This window comes from Azonexus sp. R2A61, assembly GCF_021401135.1.
Classification (GTDB): domain Bacteria; phylum Pseudomonadota; class Gammaproteobacteria; order Burkholderiales; family Rhodocyclaceae; genus Azonexus.
Window position 1 is genome coordinate 1 of record NZ_JACBFO010000003.1, and the last position, 26,489, is coordinate 26,489.

25 protein-coding genes are annotated in these 26,489 nt (G+C 65.2%); 11 read left to right on the forward strand and 14 right to left on the reverse strand.

Annotated elements, in window-relative coordinates:
- Nucleotides 1-245 precede the first annotated feature (245 nt).
- The 4 genes from htpG (at nt 246) to L0962_RS09700 (ending at nt 5,186) form a co-directional block, all read left to right on the forward strand.
- A complete protein-coding gene (gene htpG, locus L0962_RS09685) occupies nt 246-2,162 on the forward strand; it encodes a molecular chaperone HtpG (RefSeq protein WP_234086234.1) in 1,917 nt (638 codons plus the stop codon).
- A gap of 112 nt (nt 2,163-2,274) precedes the next feature.
- A complete protein-coding gene (locus L0962_RS09690) occupies nt 2,275-2,496 on the forward strand; it encodes a DUF3820 family protein (RefSeq protein ID WP_234086235.1) in 222 nt (73 codons plus the stop codon).
- A 63-nt stretch (nt 2,497-2,559) separates the two neighbouring features.
- Nucleotides 2,560-4,335, forward strand: coding sequence for a GspE/PulE family protein (locus L0962_RS09695; protein WP_234086236.1), 1,776 nt, complete (start codon nt 2,560-2,562; stop codon nt 4,333-4,335).
- 77 nt (nt 4,336-4,412) lie between these two features.
- Nucleotides 4,413-5,186 (forward strand): MBL fold metallo-hydrolase, encoded by a 774-nt coding sequence (locus L0962_RS09700; protein ID WP_234086237.1) that lies wholly within the window; start codon nt 4,413-4,415, stop codon nt 5,184-5,186.
- Here L0962_RS09700 and L0962_RS09705 read toward each other — a convergent pair.
- Genes L0962_RS09705 through nth form a run of 4 tightly spaced genes read right to left on the reverse strand, consistent with a single transcriptional unit; the run spans nt 5,180 to nt 7,934 of the window.
- Nucleotides 5,180-5,833, reverse strand: coding sequence for a hypothetical protein (locus tag L0962_RS09705; protein WP_234086238.1), 654 nt, complete (start codon nt 5,831-5,833; stop codon nt 5,180-5,182). The two genes, L0962_RS09700 and L0962_RS09705, sit on opposite strands and share 7 nt — an antisense overlap.
- A 40-nt stretch (nt 5,834-5,873) precedes the next feature.
- The gene (locus L0962_RS09710) at nt 5,874-6,305 is read right to left on the reverse strand and encodes a DUF1841 family protein (RefSeq protein ID WP_234086239.1); all 432 of its coding nucleotides are present in this window, start codon (nt 6,303-6,305) and stop codon (nt 5,874-5,876) included.
- Nucleotides 6,286-7,305 carry an FIST C-terminal domain-containing protein gene (locus L0962_RS18310; RefSeq protein ID WP_234086240.1) on the reverse strand — a complete coding sequence of 340 codons (1,020 nt, stop codon included), beginning with the start codon at nt 7,303-7,305 and terminating at the stop codon, nt 6,286-6,288. The genes L0962_RS09710 and L0962_RS18310 overlap by 20 nt, the downstream gene beginning before the upstream one ends.
- Nucleotides 7,302-7,934, reverse strand: coding sequence for an endonuclease III (nth, locus tag L0962_RS09720; protein WP_234086241.1), 633 nt, complete (start codon nt 7,932-7,934; stop codon nt 7,302-7,304). Before nth ends, L0962_RS18310 begins: the two co-directional genes overlap by 4 nt.
- Before the next feature lie 93 nt (nt 7,935-8,027).
- On the opposite strand from nth, the gene L0962_RS09725 reads away from it, so the two are divergent.
- Genes L0962_RS09725 through L0962_RS09735 form a run of 3 tightly spaced genes read left to right on the forward strand, consistent with a single transcriptional unit; the run spans nt 8,028 to nt 13,050 of the window.
- A complete protein-coding gene (locus tag L0962_RS09725; RefSeq protein ID WP_234086242.1) occupies nt 8,028-9,437 on the forward strand; it encodes a sensor domain-containing diguanylate cyclase in 1,410 nt (469 codons plus the stop codon).
- Nucleotides 9,434-10,453, forward strand: a complete 1,020-nt coding sequence (locus L0962_RS09730) for a cytochrome-c peroxidase (RefSeq protein ID WP_234086243.1) — start codon at nt 9,434-9,436, stop codon at nt 10,451-10,453. The genes L0962_RS09725 and L0962_RS09730 overlap by 4 nt, the downstream gene beginning before the upstream one ends.
- Entirely contained in the window at nt 10,450-13,050 is a 2,601-nt protein-coding gene (locus L0962_RS09735; protein ID WP_234086244.1) for an EAL domain-containing protein, read from the forward strand. The genes L0962_RS09730 and L0962_RS09735 overlap by 4 nt, the downstream gene beginning before the upstream one ends.
- On the opposite strand, the gene L0962_RS09740 is transcribed toward L0962_RS09735, so the two are convergent.
- The 8 genes from L0962_RS09740 to L0962_RS09775 form a co-directional block, all read right to left on the reverse strand.
- Nucleotides 13,004-14,074, reverse strand: coding sequence for an RNA methyltransferase (locus L0962_RS09740; protein ID WP_234086916.1), 1,071 nt, complete (start codon nt 14,072-14,074; stop codon nt 13,004-13,006). The genes L0962_RS09735 and L0962_RS09740 overlap by 47 nt on opposite strands.
- Nucleotides 14,075-14,099: 25 nt before the next feature.
- Nucleotides 14,100-14,786, reverse strand: a complete 687-nt coding sequence (locus tag L0962_RS09745) for an electron transport complex subunit E (protein ID WP_234086245.1) — start codon at nt 14,784-14,786, stop codon at nt 14,100-14,102.
- Complete coding sequence (rsxG, locus tag L0962_RS09750) at nt 14,783-15,445, reverse strand: electron transport complex subunit RsxG (RefSeq protein WP_234086246.1); 663 nt, start codon at nt 15,443-15,445, stop codon at nt 14,783-14,785. The genes L0962_RS09745 and rsxG overlap by 4 nt, the downstream gene beginning before the upstream one ends.
- A complete protein-coding gene (locus L0962_RS09755; protein ID WP_234086247.1) occupies nt 15,442-16,461 on the reverse strand; it encodes an RnfABCDGE type electron transport complex subunit D in 1,020 nt (339 codons plus the stop codon). The genes rsxG and L0962_RS09755 overlap by 4 nt, the downstream gene beginning before the upstream one ends.
- Complete coding sequence (rsxC, locus tag L0962_RS09760) at nt 16,458-18,185, reverse strand: electron transport complex subunit RsxC (protein ID WP_234086248.1); 1,728 nt, start codon at nt 18,183-18,185, stop codon at nt 16,458-16,460. Before rsxC ends, L0962_RS09755 begins: the two co-directional genes overlap by 4 nt.
- Nucleotides 18,185-18,757, reverse strand: a complete 573-nt coding sequence (gene rsxB, locus L0962_RS09765) for an electron transport complex subunit RsxB (protein WP_234086917.1) — start codon at nt 18,755-18,757, stop codon at nt 18,185-18,187. The genes rsxC and rsxB overlap by 1 nt, the downstream gene beginning before the upstream one ends.
- 5 nt (nt 18,758-18,762) lie before the next feature.
- A complete protein-coding gene (rsxA, locus tag L0962_RS09770) occupies nt 18,763-19,347 on the reverse strand; it encodes an electron transport complex subunit RsxA (protein ID WP_234086249.1) in 585 nt (194 codons plus the stop codon).
- Between the two features lie 71 nt (nt 19,348-19,418).
- Nucleotides 19,419-20,465, reverse strand: coding sequence for a quinone-dependent dihydroorotate dehydrogenase (locus L0962_RS09775; protein ID WP_234086250.1), 1,047 nt, complete (start codon nt 20,463-20,465; stop codon nt 19,419-19,421).
- A gap of 108 nt (nt 20,466-20,573) precedes the next feature.
- On the opposite strand from L0962_RS09775, the gene L0962_RS09780 reads away from it, so the two are divergent.
- The 4 genes from L0962_RS09780 to L0962_RS09795 are packed head-to-tail and all read left to right on the forward strand — an operon-like array spanning nt 20,574 to nt 25,124.
- On the forward strand, nt 20,574-21,956 hold the full coding sequence (locus L0962_RS09780) for a TolC family protein (protein WP_234086251.1): 1,383 nt from the start codon (nt 20,574-20,576) through the stop codon (nt 21,954-21,956).
- A complete protein-coding gene (locus tag L0962_RS09785; protein WP_234086252.1) occupies nt 21,953-23,203 on the forward strand; it encodes an efflux RND transporter periplasmic adaptor subunit in 1,251 nt (416 codons plus the stop codon). The genes L0962_RS09780 and L0962_RS09785 overlap by 4 nt, the downstream gene beginning before the upstream one ends.
- Complete coding sequence (locus L0962_RS09790) at nt 23,203-23,901, forward strand: ABC transporter ATP-binding protein (RefSeq protein WP_234086253.1); 699 nt, start codon at nt 23,203-23,205, stop codon at nt 23,899-23,901. Before L0962_RS09785 ends, L0962_RS09790 begins: the two co-directional genes overlap by 1 nt.
- On the forward strand, nt 23,898-25,124 hold the full coding sequence (locus tag L0962_RS09795; RefSeq protein ID WP_234086254.1) for an ABC transporter permease: 1,227 nt from the start codon (nt 23,898-23,900) through the stop codon (nt 25,122-25,124). The genes L0962_RS09790 and L0962_RS09795 overlap by 4 nt, the downstream gene beginning before the upstream one ends.
- Nucleotides 25,125-25,128: 4 nt before the next feature.
- Here the strand turns inward: L0962_RS09795 and L0962_RS09800 are convergent, their stop codons facing one another.
- Both L0962_RS09800 and L0962_RS09805 read right to left on the reverse strand, forming a co-directional pair.
- Nucleotides 25,129-25,755, reverse strand: a complete 627-nt coding sequence (locus tag L0962_RS09800) for a YbaY family lipoprotein (RefSeq protein WP_234086255.1) — start codon at nt 25,753-25,755, stop codon at nt 25,129-25,131.
- Complete coding sequence (locus L0962_RS09805; protein WP_234086256.1) at nt 25,752-26,489, reverse strand: arginyltransferase; 738 nt, start codon at nt 26,487-26,489, stop codon at nt 25,752-25,754. The genes L0962_RS09800 and L0962_RS09805 overlap by 4 nt, the downstream gene beginning before the upstream one ends.

A 26,489-nucleotide genomic window follows, 5' to 3' on the forward strand; every position in this document is an offset into this window, starting at 1 on the left:
GAAACAGCAACGCGCCAATGATAGTGAGCTTCCGCTCGCGAAAGTAGGTCACCGCCAGGCTCCCCATAACACTCGAGGCCCGTTACAAATACGTAACGGGCCTCCGTGCGTCTACTCAAAAAATCCTCTCCGCGTCCACACCAAAAATAATCGCTCAGATACTCCTCGCACTCTTGAAAACGCCCGATTAGTCTCCATCTTCGAAAATACCTTTTCGTCGATATTTCGATTTAGGAGTTTGAAGCATGTCTGAGTCTGTCGCCGCAAGCCGCGAAACCCTGGGTTTCCAGGCCGAAGTCAAACAACTGCTGCACCTGATGATCCATTCCTTGTACAGCAACAAGGAAATCTTCCTGCGCGAGCTGGTCTCCAACGCTTCCGACGCCTGCGACAAGCTGCGTTTCGAGGCGCTCAACAACGCCGCGCTGTACGGCGATGACGGCGAACTGAAGATTCGCGTCGCCTTCGACAAGACAGCCCGCACCATCACCATTTCCGACAACGGCATCGGCCTGTCGCGCGAGGAGGCCATCGCCCACCTCGGCACCATCGCCAAGTCCGGCACCAAGGAATTCTTCTCGGCGCTGACCGGCGACCAGGCCAAGGATGCCCACCTGATCGGCCAGTTCGGCGTCGGTTTCTATTCCTCCTTCATCATCGCCGACAAGGTCACGGTGATCTCCCGCCGCGCCGGTCTGGCCGCCGATCAGGCGGTCAAGTGGGAATCGGCCGGCGAGGGCGAGTACGCCATCGAGATGGTCGAGAAGGCCGGCCGCGGCACCGACGTGATCCTGCATCTGCGCGAGGGTGAGGACGATTTCCTCTCCGGCTGGAAACTGAAGTCGATCATCCGCAAGTACTCCGACCACATCACCCTGCCCATCGTCATGAAGAAGGAAGAGTGGAAGGACGGCGAGCAGGTCGAGACCGACGAGGACGAAACGGTCAACCAGGCCAACGCCCTGTGGGCACGCGGCAAGTCGGACATCACCGACGAGCAGTACAAGGAGTTCTACAAGCACGTCGGCCACGATTTCGAGGACCCGCTGTGCTGGACGCACGCCCGCGTCGAAGGCAAGCAGGAATACACGCAACTGCTCTACATCCCGGCCCGTGCGCCGTTCGACCTGTGGGATCGCAACGCCCGCCACGGCGTCAAGCTCTACGTGCGCCGCGTCTTCATCATGGACGACGCCGAGAAGCTGATGCCGCTGTACCTGCGCTTCGTGCGCGGCGTCGTCGATTCGGCCGACCTGCCGCTCAACGTGTCGCGCGAGATCCTGCAGGAGTCGAAGGATATCGACAATATCCGCCACGGCTGCACGCGCAAGGTGCTGTCCATGCTGGAAGGTCTGGCCAATTCGGACGATGCGGCCGAGAAGGAAAAGTACACGACGTTCTGGGAAGCTTTCGGCGCCGTGTTGAAGGAAGGCGTCGGGGAAGATCAGGCCAACAAGGACAAGATCGCCGGCCTTCTGCGCTTCGCTTCCACGCATGGCGACGGCGACAAGCAGATCGTCTCGCTGGCCGACTACATCGGCCGCATGAAGGAAGGCCAGGACAAGATCTACTACGTCACCGCCGACAGCTTCAACGCCGCGAAGAACAGCCCGCACCTGGAAATCTTCAAGAAGAAGGGCATCGAGGTGCTGCTGCTGTCCGATCGCGTCGATGAATGGGTGGTCGGCCATCTGACCGAGTTCGAAGGCAAGCAACTGCAGTCCGTCGCCAAGGGCGGCCTGGACCTCGGTTCGCTGGAAGACGAGGCCGAGAAGCAGGAAGCCGAGAAGGCCGCGGACGAATACAAGGAACTGCTGGAGAAGGTCAAGACGGCGCTCGGCGAGCGCGTCAAGGACGTGCGCATCACGCACCGCCTGACCGATTCGCCGTCCTGTCTGGTGGCCGACGAATTCGATCCGTCCGGCAACCTGGCGCGCATGCTCAAGGCGGCCGGCCAGCCGGTGCCGAACGCCAAGCCTATCCTCGAGATCAATCCGCAACACCCGGCGGTGCTGCGTTTGAAGTATGAAGAGTCCCGTTTCGACGACTGGGCGGCCCTGCTGTTCGAACAGGCGACGCTGGCCGAAGGTGGCCAGCTCGATGACCCGGCCGGCTTCGTCAAGCGCATCAACGACCTGATGCTGGCGCTGTCGGGCAAGTAACTTTGCCCAAGGAAGTCCTGCGGTCGACGCCGCAGGATGGACAAAATCCTGCGGAAAACCGGTTTTCCCGTGGTCGACCGCAGGATTTTCAATTTTTTACCCCGGGCCGTTCATGACCCCGCTATCTCCCGATGACCTGCTGTGCCTGGTCAGCCTGACCATGCCCTACGGCAAATATGAAGGGCGCCTGCTGGCCGATCTGCCCGGACATTACCTTGGCTGGTTCGCGCGTGAGGGCTTTCCCAGGGGGGAACTGGGACGTCTGCTGGCCTTGATGTACGAGATCGATCACAACGATCTGCGCGGCCTGCTGGCGCCCCTGAGGCAGCGCTGAAGCTGCGGTCCGCGGCCGGTTGCAGCGGAATTCGGTGGCTAATGGCATGTTATATTGCCGGCCATGAATGACAAGACGGTTCATGAACATCGCCTGACGCTGGTCGAATTGCTCGACGGCTTGGTTGCCGACGGGATGGTCGATCAGGCCGATGCCGATGCGCTGAAGGCCGAACGGCGGCTGCACGGCGGCAAACTTCACCCGCTGGTCGTCATCGCCGACCAGAAATGGCGCCATCAAGGCCGTGTGCTCAACCTCGAAGCGCTGACCGAATGGTTCGCTGGCCGCTGCGGCCTCGATTACCTGCACATCGATCCGCTGAAGATCGATTTCACCGGCGTCGCCGAAGTGATGTCCAGCGCCTATGCCGCGCGTTTCGGCATTTTGCCGGTTCAGGTGACGACGCGGGACGTGGTGATTGCCACTGCCGAACCTTATGTCCGGGAATGGGAAGCCGAGCTGAAGCATATCCTGCGCAAGGATATCCGGCGGGTGATGGCCAGCCCTCAGGATATCGCGCGCTACCTGGTCGAATTCTTCAACCTGGCAAAATCGGTCAAGAAGGCCGTTGCCAAGGGCGACGTCACTGCCGGCGTGTCCAGCTTCGAACAACTGGTCGAACTGGGCAAGGGCAACCGCCAGTACGACGCCAATGACCAGCATATCGTCCATATCGTCGACTGGCTCTGGCAGTATGCCTTCGACCAGCGTGCTTCCGACATCCACATTGAACCGCGACGCGATCTCGGCATTGTCCGCTTCCGTATCGACGGCGTGCTGCATCAGGTGTATCAGATCCCGATGGCGGTGATGAACGCGATGACCAGCCGCATCAAGCTGCTCGGTCGCATGGACGTGATCGAGAAGCGGCGGCCGCAGGATGGCCGGGTGAAGACGCGTACGCCCGGCGGCCAGGAAGTCGAACTGCGTTTGTCGACCTTGCCGACCGCCTTCGGCGAAAAACTGGTGATGCGCATTTTCGATCCGGAGGTGCTGGTCCGCGATTTCCGCTCGCTCGGCTTTTCCGAAGAGGACCAGGCGCGCTGGCAGCAGATGACCGGATCGCCGAACGGCATCGTGCTGGTGACCGGTCCGACCGGATCGGGCAAGACGACGACGCTGTACACCACGCTCAAGCAACTGGCGACGCCGGAGGTCAACGTATGCACGATCGAGGACCCGATCGAAATGATCGAATCCTCGTTCAACCAGATGCAGGTCAATCCGGCCATCGAACTCGGTTTTGCCGACGGCGTCCGGGCGCTGATGCGCCAGGATCCGGACATCGTCATGATCGGCGAAATCCGCGATCTGGAAACCGCGGAAATGGCCATTCAGGCAGCGTTGACCGGACACCTGGTGCTGTCCACGCTGCATACCAACGATGCGGCGTCGGCGATCACCCGCCTGCTCGACCTCGGCGTGCCGGCCTACCTGATCAATTCGACGCTGCTCGGCGTCATGGCGCAGCGCCTGGTACGCACCCTGTGCCCGCATTGCAAGAAGACAGCGCCGATTACCGACGAGGAACGCAATGCCTGGCGATCGCTCGTCGCGCCCTGGAAAGCCGGCGAACCGACCCATCTCCACCACGCGGTCGGTTGCCTCGAATGCCGGATGACCGGTTACAGCGGCCGTGTCGGCATTTACGAAATCCTGCTCAACAGCCCCGACGTACGCCGCCAGGTCAAACCGGTCACCGAGATTCCGCGGGTTCGCGAACAAGGCTTCCGCGAAGGCATGCGCCCGCTGCGGATTTCGGGTGCCTTGAAGGTGGCGCAAGGGGTGACGACACTCGAGGAAATCATCAAGGTGGCGCCGCCATCGGATGACGAATAGCTATCCGTGTTGTCCGTTTCGCTGGTCAAGACATCATACTGGGTGGATAATGTGACCCCTTAACTTGAGGGGATATCATGGCCGTTGAACTGTTCAATGACGGTAATCACATCGTTCATGCCTTTTACGATCTGGTCGATGATTCCCCCGGCGGCGCCGTCCAGTGCAACCAGTTCCTGGTGGTCGACAGCGGTCACGGTGCGCTGATCGATCCCGGTGGCAACATGACTTACACCGGGCTGCTGATGGACATGCAGAAGTATTTCTCGTCCAAGGATCTGGACTTCATCCTGGCCTCCCATCCCGATCCGGACATCATCGCCTCGGTCAACAAGTGGTTCGTCGCGTCGCACTGCAAGGTGATGATTTCCAGCCTGTGGACGCGCTTCGTCCCGCACTTCACGACCGGCAAGGATGTCTCCGACCGGATTCTCGGCATTCCCGACCAGGGTGCGGTGATTCCGCTCGGGCAGTGCAAGCTGCTCGCGCTACCGGCGCATTTCATGCATGCCGAAGGCAATTTCCAGTTCTACGACCCGATTGCCAAGATCCTGTTCTCCGGCGATCTCGGGACTTCGCTGGTGCCGCACGAAAAGGCGGCCGAACCGGTGACCGACTTTCATGCTCACGTTCGCTACATGGAAGGCTTCCACAAGCGCTACATCGTTTCCCGCAAGGTCTGCCGTTACTGGGCGAACATGGTGCGGCAACTGGATATCCAGCAGATCGTGCCGCAGCACGGGGCGCGGTTCGTCGGCAAGCAGGCGGTGCAGGACTTTATTGCCTGGGTCGAGGGCATCGAGTGCGGTGTCGACTTGATGACCCAGAACCACTACCAGATTCCTCAGTAACTGCCTTTGTAGCCGCTGTTGTAGAACGGCGGCAGGCGGCCGACCAGTTCCTCGAGCAGGATCAGTTCGAGGTCGGTGTGGTTGATCACGCTCGCCGGCACCATCATCCGCTCGCCGTCGGCATGCAGGTACAGCGGATGGTCGTGATAACGGGTGGTGATCGTTTCCCGTTGTGCCGGATCCTTGTGCGGCACAACGTCCGCCATGCCGTAGCACAGGCAGAAATAGACCTTGTCCGCGGTCGATTCGATGTAGCAGCCGGTGCCGCGGATGCCGATGGTCGCGGTGGCGGTTTCCAGACGTTTGTCGCCCTTGCCGAACACCGACAGCAATTTGCCGTTGATGATGCGCAGTCCATCCTTGAGCCGGTCGGCTGCGAAGCTGACGACCGAGTCGTCGCGCTGCAGGTAGGCGTCCTGGCCGATCACGTAGATGGCTTCGCTGGCGGGGCCGGTGCTGACCGTGTCGCCGGGCTTGACCGGCATGCCGACGCGGGCCGGCTGTCCGTTGATGCGGACATCGCCCTGGATACGCTGGATGCCCGGTGTGGCAAGCTTGCGGCCGGCGGCCCAGGCGACATTCAGGACGCCGAGTCGGGTGGCCAGGGCGAGAGCGGCAAGCCGCTTGAGCGATAGACGGCGCGACATTTCTGCTCCGGAAGGATGGTTGACCGCAGGAACCGCGAGTCTAGCGCAGTCCGGCCTTGCGCTGGATCGCCTCGACATAGGCGGCGGCGTCCATCGGTCGGCCGCTGCGCTGCGCTTGCCAGATGGTTTCGCCCAGGCATTCGAGCAGGATGTGCTCGGCCTCGTGCGCTTCCAGGCGGCTGCGCAGCCGATCGTAGGCGGCGCGGATGCCGGGCGGCTGGTCGATGCTGGTCTGTTCGTGGATGGCGAGGTGCAGCGACAGGTGCAGGAAGGGATTCATGCCGCCGTCTTCCGGCGTCCATTCCTGCTGCAGCGAGTTTTCGGCATCGCCCAGCAGGGCGTGATATTCCGGATGGCGGGCGGCGATGTCGGCGGCGGCGACTTCGGCGCCGACCAGCGGCAGGCGTTCCAGGTGTTTCTTCCAGGCGGTGCAGAAGAACTGCCGGACCTGGTCACGGGTGGGGTTGAACATGGTCATTCTCGTGGATCAGCGTAAGGACGGCATTGTGGAACATCCGGTTGCCGGTGCGGGTATGGGCGATCTGCCCGATGCCGTAGGCGCCGAGCAGCGGCAAGCCGGGAAAATGCTCGCGGAAGGCGAGCAGGTCGCGATCGTCGTCGCCGTAGAACAGCGGGCCGCGACCGATGCAGGAAAACATCAGCGCGAAATCTGCCTGCCATGTCGGGTCGACCGCAAGCCTGGCCAATTGTTCGCGCATTTCGCGTTCGGCCTCCAGCGGTTGGCGCAGGGCCCAGTTCAGCGGCTGACCCGGGCTCGGCGGTTCGGCCAGCGTCAATGAGCCGTCGGCATTGATCGACAGGATCGGAATGCCGGGTTGTTCCGCTTCGGCGAGCAGGCACAGGCGATGCAGCGGCGGCCGTTCGCGCAATACGCCGGGCAACTGGCGGCGCAGGTGTTCAAGGGCGCTCATGCCGTCGATTTCGCGCAATTCGTGGCCTTCATTCGCGTCGACCGCAAAGCTTTGTCCCAATGGGCGCAATCCGCGAGCCAGCAGCGGGCGCAGGCGTCCCGGCAACTGGCAGAGGGCGCGGGCATCGCGGCTGAGCCGCGACATCTGCCAGGCGGCGCCGTCGCTATCGACCAGGCCATGCCGCGGTGTCTCGTCGAGCCAGTCGTAGGCCAGCCTTCCCTGGGCCGACAGCGACAGCCCGGTCCGTGTCGTTTCCCGGCCGGCGTCCATTACCAGTGCGGCGGCGGCCGGCCGGTCGATCTGCCAGCCTTCCTCGGTAAACACGCCGCTCGCCGTGCAGCCGGCGATCTGCAGCGTGCCGGCCGTTCTCGCGGCGAGCCTGAGTGCCTCGTCCGCCTGCCGGGCGAACTCCCGGCTGAGCAGCAGGATCACCTGTCCGGCGCGTTGCAGTCCTGCCCGCGCCAGCGCACGGTGAACCGCTTCCGCCGCCAGCGCCGCGCTGGCCTGGCTGCCGCTGGCCAGGCCGCTACCGGCGATCACGCGGTCTTGCCCCGGTAGGCACAGAGATCGAACACCACGCAGCGCGAGCATTCCGGCTTGCGCGCCTTGCACACGTAGCGGCCGTGCAGGATCAGCCAGTGATGGGCGTCGCGCTTGAATTCGTCCGGGGTGACCTTGAGCAGTTTGTGTTCGACGTCGAGCACGGTCTTGCCTGGTGCCAGGCCGGTACGGTTGCCGAGACGGAAGATATGAGTATCGACGGCAATGGTTGGCTGGCCGAAGGCGGTGTTGAGCACGACGTTGGCCGTTTTGCGGCCGACGCCGGGCAGGGCTTCGAGGGCCTCCCGCGATTCCGGCACCTGCCCGCCGTGCTGCTCGACCAGCATGCGACAGGTGGCGATGACGTTCCTGGCCTTGGTCCGGAACAGGCCGATCGTCTTGATGTATTCGGTGAGACCGGCTTCGCCCAGCGCCAGGATGGCTTCCGGCGTCGGCGCCGCGGGAAACAGCCGGGCGGTCGCCTTGTTGACGCCGACATCGGTCGCCTGCGCCGACAGGATCACCGCAATCAGCAACTGGAACGGGGTGGCGTAGGCAAGCTCGGTGGTCGGTGCCGGATTGGCATCGCGCAGGCGGCGGTAGAACTGTTCGATGTCGGCTTTTTTCACGGTTCCGGGCGGGCAAACAGGTTGTCAGAACAGCGCGGATGCGCGATATTGGAAGAACGATAATTCTAACTGATGAGAAACAGCGGGGGGCTTATGCACCTCTCATTGCAAGGCGATTCGGTCGCCCTTTCGCAACTGGTGGAAGGCAATCCGGTGGCGACGATCGTCATCGACGCCGAGCATCGCGTGACGCACTGGAACCGCGCCTGCGCCGTGCTGACCGGCGTGCCGGCCGCCGAAATGATCGGTCATTGCGAGCAGTGGCGGGCTTTTTATGCGGAAGCCCGGCCGATCATGGCGGACCTGATCGTCGATGGCGCGCTCGAAGGTGCGGTCGACCGCTTCTACCACGGAAAATTCCGGCGCTCCCTGCTGATCGAGGGCGCCTACGAAGCCGAGGATTTCTTTCCGGCGCTGGGCGATGCCGGACGCTGGCTGTATTTCACGGCGGCGGCGATCCGCGATGAAGCCGGCACGGTGATCGGCGCCATCGAAACCTTGCAGGACGTCAGCGATCGGCATCGAGCCGAACGTGCGCTGCGCGAGAGCGAAACCTCGCTCGCCCAGATCGTCGACGGTTCGCCGGTGGCGACGCTGGTGATCGATGCCGGGCACCGCGTCACGCACTGGAACCGCGCCTGCGAGGCTTTGACCGGGGTGCCGGCGGCGACGATGATCGGCTCGCGCGATCACTGGCAGCCGTTCTATCCGGCACCGCGGCCGATCATGGCCGATCTGGTGCTGGATGGCGTCGGCGAAGCTGCGGTCGACCGCCTGTATCACGGAAAATTTCATCCGTCGTCGTTGATTCCCGGTGCCTACGAAGCCGAGGATTTCTTTCCGCATTTCGGTCCGGGCGGCCGCTGGCTGTACTTTACCGCGGCGCCGATCCGCAATGCCGCGGGCGAGCCGGTCGGTGCCATCGAGACCCTGCAGGACGTCAGCGAGCGCCGGCTGGCCGAAGAAGCCCTGCGCCAAAGCGAGGAACGCTTCCGGGAGCTGAGCCGCACCGATCCGCTGACCGGCTTGTTCAACGCCCGTACGCTGCAGGAGCGGCTGCAGGAGGAAATGGCGCGCTGCCAGCGCTACGGACATCCGCTGTCGGTGCTGATGCTCGATTGTGACGATTTCAAGGCGATCAACGACAACTGGGGGCATCCGCAGGGCGATCGCGTGCTGATCGGGCTGGCCGAGGCGATCCGGCAATGCCTGCGGCGCAGCGACTGCGCTTGCCGTTGCGGCGGCGAGGAGTTCGTCGTGCTGTTGCCGGAAATCGATCGGCTGGCGGCGGGGCGCCTGGCCGAGCGCCTGCGCGATGGCTTTGCGCGCCGGATCTTCCCAGCCGACGACGGGCGCGAGGTGCGCTGTACGATCAGCATCGGCGTTGCGCAATGGCAGCACGGCGACGATGCGGCGACGCTGGTGCGCGCCGCCGATGACGCCGTTTATGCGGCCAAGGCCGCCGGCAAGAACTGCGTCCGGCAGGCGGAGGATCGCGCATGATGCGCTGGCTCGGCGGCGTGGCGCTGGGATGTGTCGTTTTCGCCGGGGCCTACTGGCTGGCGATGCCGGGAAAGTCGGTGGCACAGCTCGATCCGATCGAAACACTATCCGGCACGCTGGACGAATCGCTGTCGCCGACCCGCCCGTTGCCGGCACCGGTCAATCTGCCGGCCGCCCGTGTCGCCCTCGGCGAACAGTTGTTCAAGGATGTCCGCCTGTCGGCCGACGGTCAGCTCGCCTGTGTCTCGTGCCATCCGCTGGAGCGCGGCGGGGCCGACGGCCAGCGGGTATCGACCGGCATCAACGGCGCGCAGGGAACGATCAATGCGCCGACCGTGTTCAACGCGGCCTTCAACTTCGTGCAGTTCTGGGATGGCCGGGCCGGGTCGCTGGCCGAACAGGCGGCCGGGCCGATCCATAACCCGGTCGAGCTCGGATCGTCGTGGGCCGACGTCATCGCCCGCCTGTCGGCCGACGAAGCGCTGGTCCGGGCGTTCCGGAATGCCTATCCGGACGGCGCGCTGAATGCGAAGAACATCGCCGATGCGATCGCCAGCTACGAACGTTCGCTGATTACGGTCGACTCGCCTTTCGACCGTTTTTTGCAGGGTGACAAGGCGGCACTGAGCGAGCTCGAGCAGGAGGGCTATCGCCGGTTCCGCGAACTGGGCTGCATCAGTTGCCATCAGGGCGTGCTGTTCGGCGGCAACATGTTCCAGAAATTCGGCGTGATGGGCGATTACTTCGCCCGGCGTCCGCTCAGCAAGGCCGACCTGGGCCGATACAACGTGACCGGTCGCGACGAGGACAGGCATGTCTTCAAGGTGCCCAGCCTGCGCAATGTGGCGCTTACCGCGCCATACTTCCATGACGGTTCGGCGGCGACGCTCGAAGATGCGATTCCGGTGATGGGGCGTTACCAGCTGGGTCGCGAACTGTCGCCACAGGACATCAAGGCGATCAGTGCCTTTCTGCACACGCTGACCGGCAAGCCGCCGGGCGGAGTCCAGCCATGAGGATCGGCGATCAGCGGGGCTGGGTTCGGCACAGCTTGCTGGTGCTCGTACTCGGTGCCCTGGGTTTGCTGGTCACCTGGCTGTTCCTGAAGGCCGACGAGATTTCGCCGGAAGCGCATTACGCCTATCTGCGCACGCTGCGGCAGATCCAGCAGGCGGACGTCCTGCTCAATTCGAGCGTGATCGCCAGTTATGCCGATCTGGTCCAGAACTACGACGGCATGCGCCGGCAGATCGACAGCATCCGGCGCGATCGCGAGGGCCTGATGCAGATTCCGGCAGCGCTCGACGAAGCCGAGCGACTCGAACTGATCGTTGCCATCGAACGCCTGATCGAAGCCCAGCAGGCCAAGGAAGAGGTGATCGACCGCTTCCAGCGCGCCAACGCGGTGTTGCGCAATTCCGAACTGTACTTGCCGCAAGCCGCCGAAATGGCGATGCGTACCCCGGCCGGTCGGCAGCAGCCGGCGCTGCACGATTTCGTCCGGCGCCTGCTGGGTTATGGGCGAGCTGCGCGTCTGGAGGACGGCGCGGCATTGTTGGCCGAAATGGCGCGCTTCGAGCCGCTGGCGCAGGAAGCGGCCGTCCGGCAACTGCTGGCACATGCCCGGCAGATTCTCGAACGGCGGCCGGAAGTCTACGACTTGGTGCAGCAGGTCATGCATTCGCCGACGGCCAGCCTGCACGAGGCGGTCGCCCGCCATTACATCCGCGACTACGAGGCGGCCAGCGAGCGTGCCGGGCGTTACCGGACGCTGCTGTACGCGGTGTCCCTGCTGCTGGTCGGTTATGCGTTGTACGCGGTATTCCGGATCGAACGTGACCGGCGCGAACTGAGCACTGCCCACGCCGATCTGGCGCAGCGCTACGAGGCCCAGCGTCGTGCCGAACTCGAACTGCGCCTGTACGGCCTGGTGTTCACCCATGCCAGCGAAGGGATGACCATTACCGACGGCAATGCCCGCATTGTTGCGGTCAACCCGGCTTTTTCGGCAATAACCGGTTATGCGCCGGAGGAAGTGATCGGCCATACACCGGCGATCCTGAACTCCGGCCGCCAGGACGAATCCTTCTATCAGAACCTGTGGGCCCAGCTCGCCGATCAGGGGCAGTGGCAGGGGGAAATCTGGAATCGCCGCAAGGATGGCGGGATTTTCCCGGAATGGCTGTCGATCGTTGCCGCGCGTGACGAGAACGGGCAGACCAGCAACTACATCGGCGTGTTCACCGACATTTCAGAACGCAAGCAGAGCGAGGCGCGCATCCATCATCTGGCGCATCACGATGCGCTGACCGGTCTGCCCAACCGATTGCTGCTCGACGACCGGATCCAGCAGGGCATCCTCAAGTCGCGGCGCAGTGCGCGGTCGATGGCGCTGATCTTCATCGACCTCGATCGCTTCAAGAACATCAACGACACACTCGGTCACGAGGTCGGCGACCTGTTGCTGGTACAGGCGGCGCAGCGCGGCCTGAGCGTGCTGCGCGACACCGATACGCTATGCCGGCAGGGCGGCGACGAGTTCGTCGCGGTGCTGCCCGAACTGGAGCTGCGGCAGGATGCCGCGCATGTGGCCCGCAAACTGCTCGCCGCCTTGTGCCAGCCTTATCTGCTGGCCGGGCACGAGCTGACGGTCAGCGGCAGCGCCGGTATCGCGCTGTATCCGGAGGACGGCGAGAACGTCTCCGAACTGCTGCGCAAGGCGGACGCGGCGATGTATCGCGCCAAGGAAGAAGGGCGCAACACCTTCCGCTTCTTCTCGGCCGAGATCAACACCGCGTCGCTGGGCGAACTGCTGCTCGAAAACGACCTGTTCGGCGCGCTTGATCGCCAGGAACTGCTGATCCACTACCAGCCCAAGGTCGATGCGCAAAGCGGTCGCCTGATCGGCGCCGAAGCGCTGATGCGCTGGCGCCATCGCCAGCAGGGAATGATCCCGCCCGACCGCTTCATTCCCCTGGCCGAGGAGAACGGGCTGATCAACGCCTTCGGCGAATGGGCGATCCGTACCGTTTGCGCGCAGCAGCGTGCCTGGCTGGATGCGGGCTTGCGCGTCGTGCCGGTGGCGGTGAATGTGTCGGCCCAGCAGTTCGCGCAGCAGGATCTGCCGAACGTCGTCGCCCAGATGCTGACCCGCTACCGGCTGCCGCCGCACCTGCTCGAACTCGAACTGACCGAATCGCTGCTGATGCGCAATGCCAGCCGGGCGGCCAAGGTGCTGCGGACCCTGCGGGCGATGCACGTACGCGTGGCGATCGACGACTTCGGCACCGGCTATTCCTCGCTCAGCTATCTGCACCAGTTCCCGGTGCAATCGCTGAAGATCGACCGCAGTTTCGTCAGCCAGATCGGCGAGTACGGCGAGACGGTGCGACTGGCGTCGGCGATCATCGCGATGGCGCACGAGCTCGAACTGTCGGTGATTGCCGAAGGGGTGGAAAGCGAAACCCAGAGCCGTTACCTTGCGGCGCATGGCTGCGACCAATTTCAGGGCTATCTCTACGGTCGACCGCAGCCGGCCGACGATTTTGCCGCGCGTCTGGCGGGGTTCACGACGACGTCGGCGACGCGCCCGGGCGACGGTTCGCCAGCCTGATCTCGCGTGCCGGTAGCGGTGCGCCGCCGGTTTCCCGGGCGCGTAGCTGGCCGCAGCCGCCATCGACGTCCTGACCGACCGAATTGCGCACCGTAGTGCGGATGCCTCGTCCGTGCAGGTAGCGCGCCAGTTCGGTGATGCGCAAAGGCGGCGGCCGCCGGTAATCGAGCGCCGCCGTCTGGTTGTACGGGATCAGGTTCATGATCGCGTACTTGCCGGCCAGCAGCCGGACGATGCCGTCCATTTCGTCGAAGCCGTCGTTGATGCCGGCCAGCAGCGTCCATTGGTACTGGATCGGGTAGCCGGTGCGGCGGGCGTAGTCTTCGGCCTGGTCGACCAGCATTTCCGGGGCGATGCGCGGTGCCCGCGGCAGCAGTTCGGCGCGTCGCTGCGCATCGGTGCTGTGCAGCGAAATGGCCAGGGCCGGCTTGACCGCCTGTTGCGGCAGCCTGTCGAACACCCGCGGGTCGCCGACCGTCGACAGCACCAGCTCCTTGTGCCCGAAGCCGCCGGCAGTGCCGAGCAGATCGATGGCGTCGAGCACGTTGTCGAGATTGTGCGACGGTTCGCCCATGCCCATGAAGACGACGCGGCGCAGCGGCTGACGCTGGCGCGCCAGGACCACCTGGGCAACCAGTTCGGCACTGCCCACTTGGCGGATCAGCCCGTCGCGGCCGGTCATGCAGAAGGTGCAGCCGACCGCGCAGCCGATCTGCGACGAGACGCAGACGCCGGCGCGCGGCAGTAGCACGCTTTCGACGGTCTGGCCGTCGCTCAGGCGGACCAGCAGGCGGGTTCCGTCGCCGCCGGGATGTTCGGAAACCACCTCGGCGAGGCCGGCCAGTTCGGCCTGCAGTTCAGGGATCGCCTGACGCAGCGCGAGCGGCAGGAAATCGGCGGCGGCCTGCCGGCGCGTGCCGTGATCGAGCGGCCTGGCCTGCAGCCAGGCGCGCAGCACGCGGGCTTCATGCGTCGGCTTGGCGCCCAGGGCGCGCAGCCGGCTGCGGATTTCGCCGATCAGCACGGTCGACCGCAGGAGCGAGCGATTTTCAGTGGCAACCCAGCGCCGCGGCCGGGGCCGGCGGCTGGCGCCGGGCGCGGGCGGCGGCGCGCGCATCCAGCCAGTTCTTCCAGGCGATCAGGCAGCCGAGCAGGATGAAGGCGCCGGGCGGCAGCAGACCGAGCAGGAAACCGGGGTAATCGGCCGGCAGCAGCTGGATCGGCTGCAGCGACGGAAAGACCATGTCGATGCCGCCGAACAGCGTGCCGTTGCCGAGCAGTTCGCGCAATCCGCCGAGCAGGGCCAGCGTCCACAGCATGCCGACGCCCATGAAGATGCCGTCGAAGGTCGATTGCAGCGGCGGATTCTTGGCGGCGAAGGCTTCGACGCGGGCGAGCACGATGCAGTTGGTGACGATCAGCGGAATGAAGATGCCGAGTACCAGGTAGAGCTGGTGCAGGTTGGCGTTGAACAGCAGGTCGACGACGGTGACCAGCGCGGCGACGATCAGGATGAACACCGGGATGCGGATTTCGTGCGGGATGAAATTGCGCAGCGAGGCGACGGCCACATTGGACAGTGCCATGACCAGGATGGTGGCCAGCGACAGCATGATGCCGTTCACCGCATTGGTCGTCACCGCCAGCAGCGGACACAGGCCGAGCACCTGGGCGAGCGAGGTGTTCTGCTTCCAGATGCCGTTCCAGGCGATGGTGGACAGTTCGTCGCGGGTCATTTCGCGTTCTCCATTGCGAACAGGCGGGCGTTTTCCCGGTCGGCCCAGCGTACCGCCTTGTGCACTGCCTTGGCAACGGCGCGCGGGGTGACCGTGGCGCTGGCATGGTAGTCGATTTCGCCACCGTCCTTGCGCACACGCCAGCCCTTGTCAGGGGTATTGGCCAGCGAGCGGCCGACAAACTGGCCGATCCACGGATGTTCCTTGTTGCGGTCCTTCTTCGGCTCGATGTAGTCGCCGAGGCCCGGCGTTTCCTTGTGCTGGGTGACGCGCACGCCGGCCAGCGAACCGTCGGCGCGCACGGCGATCAGCAGCCGGATGCGGCCGGCGTAGCCATCCGGCGCCACTGCTTCGAAGACCAGCGCCGCCGGTGTGCCGGCCTTGCGCGCCCGGTACAGCGTGCTGGCTTCCTTGAGGCCGAGTTCGGGCGTCGGCGGCAGTGTCACCGCATCGCGGATCAGATCGTTGTCGTAAGCGTCGACCGGCAGGACGTCGCCGAGCAGCTTGGTCTTCTCTTCCAGCGCCGAGGCCTCGATCGAAGGCTTGGTCCATTGGTAGGCACCGGACAGCAGGGCGGTGAAGATGATCACGAACAGGAACAGGATGGCCGCGGTGCGCAGGGCCATGCCGGGGGCGGAGAAGGCGCGGGCTTCGCTCACGATTCGTCCTTCATGCCGAAGATGCGCGGCTGGGTCAGCAGGTCGATGACCGGCGCCGACAGGTTCATCAGCAGCACCGCAAAGGCGACGCCGTCGGGATAGCCGCCAAAGACGCGGACGATGTAGGCGAGCAGGCCGGCACCGGCGCCGAAGATCAGTTTGCCGCGCGGCGTCGTGCAACCGGAAACCGGGTCGGTGACGATGAAGAAGGCACCCAGCATGGTGCCGCCGGAAAGCAGGTGGAACAACGGGTTGGCGAAAGTGGCCGGGTGATACAGCCAGAGCGCGCCGGAAATCGCCACGAAGGCCGCGATGAAGGCGAGTGGCGCATGCCAGCTGATCAGACGGCGTTGCCACAGCCACAGGCCGCCGATCAGGTAGCCGGCAGCGACGAATTCCCAGCCGCGGCCGGCGAAATTGCCGTAGATGTCCTGGTTGGCCAGCAGGTGGGCGACATCGATCTCGCCGTCGCCGAGCTTGAGCGCCGTCTTCATCGCATCGAGCGGCGTGGCCCCGGACAGCGCATCGACGCGCGGCGCCAGGCCGAGGATGATGTCGATCTGGTCGAGCAGCGGCATCTGCAGGCCGACGCTCGGCCACTGCGCCATCAGCGCGGGGAAGGAAACGATGCAGGTGGCGAAGGCGACCATTGCCGGGTTGAACGGGTTCTGGCCGAGGCCGCCGTACAGATGCTTGGCGACGACGATGGCGAACACCGTCCCGGTGGCGACCAGCCACCACGGCGCCAGCGGCGGGAAAGTCAGGGCGATCAGCCAGGCGGTGACGACGGCCGAACCGTCGGACAGGAACATTGCCAGCGGCTTGCCGCGCAGGCGGAGCATGACGGCTTCGGCGAGCAGCGCAGCGAGCGAGGCGATCACCAGCTGGATCAGCACGGCCGGGCCGACCAGCCAGGCGTAGGCGGCAATGCCGGGCACCAGGGCAAGGCAGACCTGGGTCATCACCCGGCTGACGCTGGCGTCCTTGAGCAGGAAAGGGGCGGGTGCGGTCATCATTCTTCGGTTTTCGCCTCGCGCGTCGCGTCGACCGCAGCAGTGCCGGCGGCAGCGTCGGTCAAGCCGGCCGCCTGGCGACGGGCCTCGATGGCGGCCAGTTCCTCGGCCTGTTGCGGGTTCAGCGTATCGGTATTCTTCGGCTGGGCGGCTTCGCGCTGGGCCTTGGCGCGCGCCATGGCGGCCTCGATCGCCGCCTTTTTGGCGGCCTGGGCCGGGTCGACCGCAGCCTCTGCCGGGGCGGCCGGGCTGCTGTCTGCCGCCGCGGCGGCCGCTTCAGCCGCCTTCTTGGCGGCTTGCGCGGCGGCCGCCTTGGCCAGTTTTTCGGCCTTTTCGGCCTTTTCGCGTTCCTCGCGGAACTGCTTGAACTCGAAGCGGGTTTTCGCTTCGTCGGCGGCGTTCTTTTCGCGCTCGCGTGCCCAGATTTCGCTTTTCGCAAAGCGGAAATACTGGACCAGCGGGATGCGCGACGGGCAGACGAAGGAGCAGCAGCCGCATTCGATGCAATCGAAGATGTGGTACTGCTGGGTCTTGCCGAAATTCTTCGCGCGGGCGTGCCAGTACAACTCGAACGGCTGCAGTTCGTGCGGGCAGGCGTCGGCGCAGGCGCCGCAGCGGATGCACGGCATTTCCGGCGCTTTGGGCGGGAACAGCCGGTCGGCGTGGGCGATCAGGCAGTTGGTCGCCTTGACCACCGGCACGTCCGGCGTCGGTACCAGAAAGCCCATCATCGGCCCGCCCATCACCGTGCCGTCGGTGTCCGGATGCGGCTGGGCGAGTGCCAGCAGTTCGTCCATCGGCGTGCCGATCAGCGCTTCGTAATTGCGTGGGGCGTGAACGTTGCCGGTTACCGTGACGATCCGCGAAACGACCGGTTCGCCGTAAGCGATGGCACGCCATGCGGTGTAGGCGGTGGCGACGTTGAAGCACTGTACGCCGAGGTCGGTCGAGCGTTTGGCGGCCGGCACTTCCTTGCCGGTCAGCACGCGGATCAACTGCTTGGCGCCACCGGCCGGGTAACGCGTCGGCACGCTGACGACTTCGAAGTTCTCGCCGAGTTCGGCGACGGCGGCCCGCATCGCGGCAGCGGCTTCCGGCTTGTTGTCCTCGATGCCGATCAGTACGCGCTTCGGTTGCAGCAGGTCGCGGAAGATGCCGATCCCGCGCACGATGTCCGCCGCACGTTCGCGCATCAGCAGGTCATCGCAGGTGATGTAGGGTTCGCACTCGGCGCCGTTGATGATCAGTTCGTCCATCGCCACGCTGCGCGATGCGGTCAACTTGCCGTGCGTCGGAAAAACCGCGCCACCCAGGCCGACGACGCCGGATTGCTGTAGATAGCGGCGGGTATCGTCGGGAGTGGCGTTGGCGTAGTCGAAAGGCTGGCGGTCGATCCATTCGTCGCGGCCGTCGGGCTCGATGACCACCGACAGCGCATCCAGCCCGGACGGGTGCGGCTGGGGCTGCATGGCGACGGCGAGCACGGTGCCCGACGTGGGGGCATGGACAGCGGCCGAAATCCAGCCGTCGGCCTCGCCGATCAACTGGCCCTTGCGCACCTTGTCGCCGGCCTGAACGACCGGTCGCGGCGTACCGCCGATGCTCTGATGAAGCGGCACGATCAGGCGCGACGGCAAGGGCGCCGCAGCGATCGGCAGGGTCACCGACTGGGTCTTGTTGGTTGGCGGCTTGACGCCGCCCTTGAATTTGAACAACTGGTGCAGCATCAGGCGGCTTCCTTGATGGCCGGACGGGCGGCATCGGCCGCCTTGATCTCGACCACCGGGTATTTCCACTTCCAGTTGTCGATGTTTTCGCCGATCGCTTCCATGCGGATGCATTCGACCGGGCAGGGCGGCAGGCAGAGTTCGCAGCCGGTGCATTGCCCGGCGATGATCGTATGCATCTGCTTGGCGGCACCGACGATCGCATCGACCGGGCAGGCCTGGATGCACAGCGTGCAGCCGATGCAGGTGTTTTCGTCGATGATGGCGATCTGCTTCGGCTTTTCCTCGGCATCCAGCGGCTTGACCTCGCGGCCGAGCAGATCGGCCAGGCGCTGCACGCCTTCCATGCCGCCCGGCGGGCACAGGTTGATGTCCACCTCGCCCTTGGCGATGGCCTCGGCGTAGGGCTTGCAGCCGGGAAAACCGCACTGGCCGCACTGGGTCTGCGGCAGGATGGCGTCGATCTTGTCGACCAGCGGGTCGCCTTCGACCTTGAACTTGATCGACGCGTAACCCAGCGCCGCGCCGAGCACGACGGCGCCGAGGGCCATGATGGCGATGGCGAGCAGGATGTCCATTACTGGTATTTGTCCAGGCCGGCGAAACCCATGAAGGCCAGCGCCATCAGGCCGGCGGTGACCATCGCGATGGCGGCACCGCGGAAGTGAAGCGGCACGTCGGCACCCTCGATACGTTCGCGGATGCCGGCGAACAGGATCAGCACCAGCGAGAAACCGACGGCGCTGCCGGCGCCGAACAGCAGCGATTCGACAAAGCCGTTGCCGTTGGCGATGTTGATCAGCGGTACGCCGAGCACCGCGCAGTTGGTGGTGATCAGCGGCAGATAGATGCCCAGCGTCTGCTGCAGCGTCGGCGAAGTCTTGGCGATGACCATCTCGGTCAATTGCACGATGGCGGCAATGGTGACGATGAACGACAGCGTGCGCAGGTACTCCAGCCCGAAGGGCAGCAGCAGGAAATGGTCAATGATGTAGCTGGCGCCGGTGGCCAGCGTCAGCACGAAGGTGGTCGCGGCACCCATGCCGTAGGCCGTCTCCAGTTTCTTGGAAACGCCCATGAAGGGGCACAGGCCGAGAATCTTCACCAGCACGACGTTGTTGACCAGCACCGCGCCGACGAGGATGAATAAGTAATGGCTCATATAGAGATCCGAGGAAGGGCGTTATTATCGGGCTTCGCTGCGGACCGGACAACTATACGATTTTTATAGGCTTATCCCGGCGATGTCCCGTGCCGTGCGGCGAGCGCCCTTCCGCAGTCGGCGACCAGTGCCGGACCGCGGTAGATGAAGCCGCTGTAAACCTGGACCAGGCTGGCGCCGGCCTGCATCTTGGCGAGCGCATCCGCACCGCTGAAGATGCCGCCGACGCCGATCACCGGAACTTCGCCGGCCAGCGCCGCCGATAATTTGCCCTGGACCTCGGTCGACCGCAGGAATACCGGTTTGCCCGACAGGCCGCCGGTTTCGCCGCCGTTCGGCAGGTGTTCGACGCCTTCGCGCGACAGCGTGGTGTTGGTTGCGATCACGCCATCGAAACGGTGGCGGCGCAGCGCGTCGGCGATCGCGGCAATTTGCGTGTCGTCGAGATCGGGGGCGATCTTCAGCGTCATCGGCACATATTTGCCATGACGATCGGCCAGTTGCAGCTGGCGAGCCTTCAGTTGCGCCAGCAGGTCATCAAGCGCCTCGTCCTTTTGCAGTTCGCGCAGGTTCTTGGTGTTCGGCGACGAGATATTGACGGTGATGTAGCTGGCTTCGTTGTAGACCTTGTCGAGACAGATCAGGTAATCCTCGGCGGCCTTGTCGATCGGCGTCGTCGCGTTCTTGCCGATGTTGATGCCGAGGATGCCGCCGCGTTTCGGAAATTGCGCGGCACGCACGTTTTCCAGCAGGCGGTCCACGCCGGCGTTGTTGAACCCCATCCGGTTGATGATGCCTTGCGCCTCCGGCAGCCGGAACAGCCGCGGCTTCGGATTGCCGTCCTGCGGTCGCGGCGTGATCGTGCCGATCTCGATGAAGCCGAAACCGAGCCGGGCCAGCGCGTCGATGTGATCGCCGTTCTTGTCGAGCCCGGCGGCCAGGCCGACCGGATTCGGGAAACGGAGGCCCATGACCTCGACCGGGCAGGCCGGCGCCGGTTGGGCGACGACCCCGAGCAGACCGGTGGATTCAAGGAAGGACATCGCGTTCAGCGCGATGCCGTGGGCCCGTTCGGCGTCGAGCGCGAACAGGCATTGGCGGAGGAGCGGATAAGTCATGATGCCGCGGATTTTACCGTATCGCCCCGCCACGCCGGCGATTCGCCGACATCTCGCGAAACAATCGGTAACAGCTGTCCCGCATCGGCTTACGCTACACTCTTGCACATGCGAATTCTTCCCATCTGCCTGTTGTTGACCGCAAGCCTGCCGGCACTGGCTCAGGGCGTGCGCGATCCGCTGGCCACCGACGCCCTGTTGCCCTTGCAGTCGGCGCATCAACTGGCCGCCCGGGTGGGCGAAGCGCCCTGCGCCGAAAATCTCCCCGAAGGGGCGTTGACCGCACTGGATGCGGTCGACATCGCCTTGTGCCGCAACCCGCAAACCCGTGAAAGCTGGGCCAACGCGCGGGTGCAGGCGGCGCAGGTCGGCGTTGCCCGCGGCGCCTGGTTGCCCTCGCTCGATGGGCGTGCCGCGATTGCCCGCAGTTTTGCCGACAGCGGCGATCTGACCCAGCGCAGCGCAGCGCTGACGCTGTCCTGGCTGCTGCTCGATTTCGGCCAGCGTTCGGCCAGCCAGCAGAATGCCGGACGGCTGCTCGATGCGGCGCTGGCGACGCGCGATGCGACGGTACAGAACCTGTTCCTGAGCACGCTGCAATCCTATTACACGGCCCAGGCCACGCGTGCCGCTGTCGGTGCAGCCGTGGAAGCCGAGCGGGCGGCCAGGGAAAGTCTGGCCGCCGCCGAATTGCGCTATCAGGTCGGCGCGGCGGCCCCCGCCGATCGCTTGCAGGCGCAGACCGCGGCATCGCAGGCGACGCTCAACCGTCAACGCGCCGAAGGCGATGCGCGCAATGCACTCGGCGCGCTGGCGTTCACGCTCGGTTTGCCGGCGCAGACCGGTTTGACGCTGGCCGAGGCGGCCGACCTGCAGGCGATCGACGCCTGGCGGCGCGACGTCGAATCGCTGATCGGCGACGCGCTGGCCCGGCGGCCTGACCTCAAGGCGGCACAGGCCCAGGTCGAAGCCGCCCAGGCTGCCGCCGATCTGGCCCGGGCCCAGGGCCGGCCGACGGTGTCGCTGGCGGCCGGGCCGACCTGGCAGAAGACCGGACCGCTCGAAAACGACGGCGGCAGCGTCGGCCTGACGCTGAACGTGCCTTTCTTCAACGGTTTCCAGACCACTTACCGGGTCCGCGCCGCGCAGGCCCAGGTCGATGCCCGGATGGCGCAACGCGATCGACTGCAGCAGCAGGTCGCGCTCGATGTCTGGAAAGCCTGGCAGAACCTGGGAACCGCCAATCAGTCCCTGCAGACGACGCGCGATCTGCTGGCCAGCGCCGAACAGTCGCAGCGCGTCGCCCTTGGTCGTTACAAGGCCGGCGTCGGCAGCGTGCTCGATCTGCTGAGCGCACAGAGCGCGTTGGCCAGTGCGCGGGTTCAACGAATTCAGGCGGAACTCGACTGGCAGGTTTCGCGGGCCACGCTGGCACAGGCGGTCGGCACACTCGATTACCGGCTGTTGCAGGCCGCGGAGGGAAATCCATGAAATTCGGAAAAGGGCGGCTGATCGTCGCGCTGCTCCTGGTCGGCGCGATCGGCGCCGGTGTCTGGTACGGCAAGCAGCGTTCGGCGCAGGATCCGGCCAAGCGCTACCGGACGGCCGAGATCGTCAAGGGCGAGGTGACGCAGACCGTGTCGGCCAACGGCACGCTGAACCCGGTGGTCCTGGTCAGCGTCGGTACCCAGGTGTCGGGCACCGTGCGCAAGCTGTACGTCGATTTCAACGACAAGGTGAAGCAGGGGCAGGCGCTGCTCGAACTCGACGATGCGCTGGTCTCCGCCACCGAGCGCCAGAGCGCGGCGAGCATCGCCAGCGCGCAGGCGGCGCTGGAACTGGCGCAGGCCAGCGAGGCGCGGATGAAGGCGCTGCTCGCCCAGGAATACGTGTCGCGCCAGGAATACGATCAGGCGGCGCAGGTGCTGAAATCGGCGCGTGCCCAACTGGCGCAGGCGCAGGCGCAGAACGCCCGCGACCGCGCCAACCTGAATTTCACGGTGATCCGTTCGCCGGTCGATGGCGTGGTCATCGACCGTGTCGTCGATCTGGGGCAGACCGTCGCTGCCAGTTTCCAGACGCCGACCCTGATCAAGATCGCCCAGGATCTGTCCGAGATGCGCATCGACACCAGTTTTGCCGAAGCCGACATCGGCGGCATCCGCGAGGGGCAGAAGGCAAAGTTTACGGTCGACGCCTTCCCGAACCGGAATTTCGAGGGCGTCGTCCAGCAGATTCGCTTGAATCCGACCAACCAGCAGAACGTCGTCACCTACAACGTGCGTGTTTCGGTATCGAATCCGGAGCAGATCCTGCTGCCGGGCATGACCGCTTACGTGACGATCGGCGTGCAGCAGCGCAACGACGTGCTGCTGGTGCCGAATGCCGCATTGCGCTTCAAGCTCGCGGACGCCGCGCAGAAGCCGGAAAACGGCTCGGCCCGGCCGTCGACCGCAGGCGGGCCGCCGAACGGCGCGCCAGGTGCTGCAGCGCCGGCCGGCGGCGCCCCGGCCGGGATGCCGCAAGGCGGCAAGCCGCGCAAGCGTGACGGTCAGCAAGGGCAGATCTACGTCCTGGAGAACGACGAACTGAAACCGGTCAACGTCCGCCTCGGCATTACCGACAACCGCAATACCGAACTGCTCGGCGACGAACTGGCGCCGGGAACGCGCGTCGTCGTCGGCGAGAACGGCGGGGCCGGCAAGCCGCCGTCGTCGGTCGGCATGCGGATGTTCTGATGACGCAGGCGGTCATCCGGGTGCTCGGCCTGGGCAAGTCCTACGTGACTGCCGCCGGCGACTTCACGGCCTTGCATTCGGTCGACCTGACGGTCGAGTCCGGCGAGTACATCGCGATCATGGGGCCTTCGGGCTCGGGCAAGTCGACCTTCATGAATCTGCTCGGCTGTCTGGACACGCCGACCCGGGGCGATTATTTCCTGGCAGGCGAGCGCGTGGCCGGGCTCGATGGCGATGCGCTGGCCCGGTTGCGCAACCGTACGCTGGGCTTCGTCTTCCAGGGCTTCAATCTGCTGCCGCGGATGAGCCTGCAGGATAACGTCGCGTTGCCGCTGGTCTATGCCGGCGTCGATCAGCCGACGCGCCGGGCCAAGGCGCGCGTGCTGCTCGAACGGGTCGGCCTCGGTCGCTATGCCGAGTCGCTGCCCAACCGGATTTCCGGCGGCCAGCAGCAGCGGGTGGCGATTGCCCGGGCGCTGGTCAACGATCCCAGCCTGATCCTGGCCGACGAACCGACCGGCAACCTCGACAGCCACACCAGCGAGGACATCATGGCGCTGTTCGGCGAACTGAACGCGGCCGGCATCACCATCGTGCTGGTCACCCACGAACCGGATATCGCCGAGCACGCCAAGCGTCAGGTCCGTTTCCTGGATGGCCGTATCGTCGACGACCGGCTGACGGAGGTTGTGCGATGACGCTGATCCGGCCGATGTTCCATGAAGCCTGGCTGGCGATGGGGGCCAACCGCCTGCGTTCGGCGCTGACCATGCTCGGCATGGTGATCGGCGTCGGTGCCGTGGTCATCATGCTGGCCATCGGCCAGGGCGCGCAGTACGCGGTGCAGCAGACGATCAGTACGATGGGGTCGAACCTGTTCATCGTGCTCGCCGGTTCGTTCACCGCCTCCGGCGTGCGCAGCGGCAGCGGCGGCGGGCCGACGTTGACCGTGGGCGATTCGGATGCGATCGCCGAACTGGACGGCGTCGTTGCCTCGGCGCCGACGCACATGGGGTCGCGACAACTGGTCTATGGCGCGCAGAACTGGAGTACGCAGGTCATCGGCACGACGCCGGATTATCTCGAAGCCCGCGCCTGGAACGTGGTCAACGGCGCCGGCTTCGGCGATTCCGACGTCCGCTCGGCGACGCGCGTGGCGGTGATCGGCAAGACGGTGGCCGAAAACCTGTTCGGCGACGAGGATCCGGTCGGCAAGACGATGCGCATCCAGCAAAGCCCGTTCATCGTCATCGGCGTGCTCGCGCCGAAGGGGCAGAACCTCGACGGTCGCGACCAGGACGATACCGTGATCATTCCGTTGTCGACCGCGCAGCGCAAGGTGTTCGGTACGCCTTTCCTGGGTTCGGTGCGGATGATCATGGTCCAGGCGGCGGCGGCCGACGGCATGGACCGGACGATGGCCAGCGTCTCGTCCTTGCTGCGCCAGCGCCATCGCTTGCGCGACGGCATGCCGGACGATTTCTTCATGCGCAACCTGTCGGCAGCGGCCGAGTCGGAAGCCGAGACGACGCGCACGATGTCCATCCTGCTTGGCGCCATCGCGTCGATCTCGTTGCTGGTCGGCGGTATCGGCATCATGAACATCATGCTGGTGTCGGTGACCGAGCGGACGCGCGAGATCGGCATCCGGATGGCGATCGGTGCGCGTCAGCAGGACATCCTGACGCAGTTCCTGCTCGAGGCGGTGATGATTTCCTTTGCCGGCTGCCTGCTCGGCCTGATTCTCGGCGTCGGCATCGCGCTGGCGATCAACGCCTTCACCGGCATGGTCGTCGTCATCTCCGGTTCGGCGGCGCTGCTCGCCTTTGCGGTGGCGGCCTTCGTCGGCATCTTCTTCGGCTGGTATCCGGCGCGCAAGGCGGCGCGGCTCGATCCGATCGAGGCCTTGCGCTACCAGTAATCGGTCAGCGAGCCGGCCGCAGCAGCAGATCGATGTGAGCGTCGTCGCCGTCGCGCAACCTGACGGCGGTGCGCTCGTTGACGAAGCGCAGCCGGCCGCCAGCTTCGATGCGCGCGCTCAAGACCAGTCCGACGGTTTTTCCGATCAGGCTGCGGTCGACCGCAAGCCGGAAGGGAATCGGTACTTGCGCACCGGCCAGTTCGTAATCCTGCTCGACCAGCGTCAGTCGGCGTTTCTCGTCGCGTAGACGCAGCGTCAGCGTGGCATCGGGCGGCAGGGCGATGCGTGCCAGATAGGAAACGCTGCCGGAGAGTTCGACGAAATGGCCGAGCGGTTCGAGGCTGCGGCATTGACGTGGGGCGTCGCGGCCATTGTCCAGGGTGGCTTCCCGACCCCGGGTGAACAGCGACAGCGGGCCGCGCTGGTAATGGGCGCCGGACGCCGAAACCACCTGCGGCAGTTCGACCTTGCCGCCCGGTCCGGCCAGCAGCGCGGCATCGGCGGTGAATTCGACCTGTAGCGACGAGCCGTCGGCGCAGTGGTAGGCGATCAGCGCCGCATTTGCGGTCGACAGTCCGTTCAGGGAAAAAAGCGCCAACAAGGCGGCCGTGCGGAATCTTGATCGTTTCATGCTTGCTCCGGCAGGCGGCGCCAATGGCCGTCGATCAAGCCTTCGAGGGGGCGGAATTTCGATTTGTAGGCCATCTTCCGGCTTTCGGCGATCCAGTAGCCGAGGTAGAGGTAAGGCAGGTCGAGTGCCCGGCATTGGGCAACCTGCCACAGGATGTTATAGACGCCATAGCTGGCGCCCGGTACGTCCGGGTCAAAAAAGGTATAGACCGATGACAGCCCGTCGTCGAGCACGTCGATCACGCTGACCATGCGTAGTTCGCCATCCTCGACGAACTCGACCAGCCGGGTATCGACGCGGCTCTGCAGCAGGAACTGCGCGTACTGCTCGTGGTTGTCGTCGTCCATGCCGCCGCCGGGGTGGCGGCTGTTCTGGTAGCGGACATAGAGCGCGTAATGTTCTGGAATGAAGTGCAGCGGCATTTCGCGGGCGACGAGCCCGGCATGGTGTCGGGTGGCCCGCCGCTGGCTGCGGTTCGGCTGGACGTCGGCCACCGGCAGGCGCACCGGAACGCAGGACTGGCAGGTGTCGCAGTGCGGCCGGTAGGTGAAGATGCCGCTGCGCCGGAAGCCGCGTCTGACCAGCGTGCTGTACACCCGTTCGTCGATCAGATGGGCGGGGGTTGCGACCTGCGAACGCGCCATATGGTCGTCGAGGTAACTGCACGGGTAGGGCGAGGTCGCGTAGAACTGCAGCAGCGAATAGGGCAGTTCGGCGTCGTCGGGAAGCGCCAT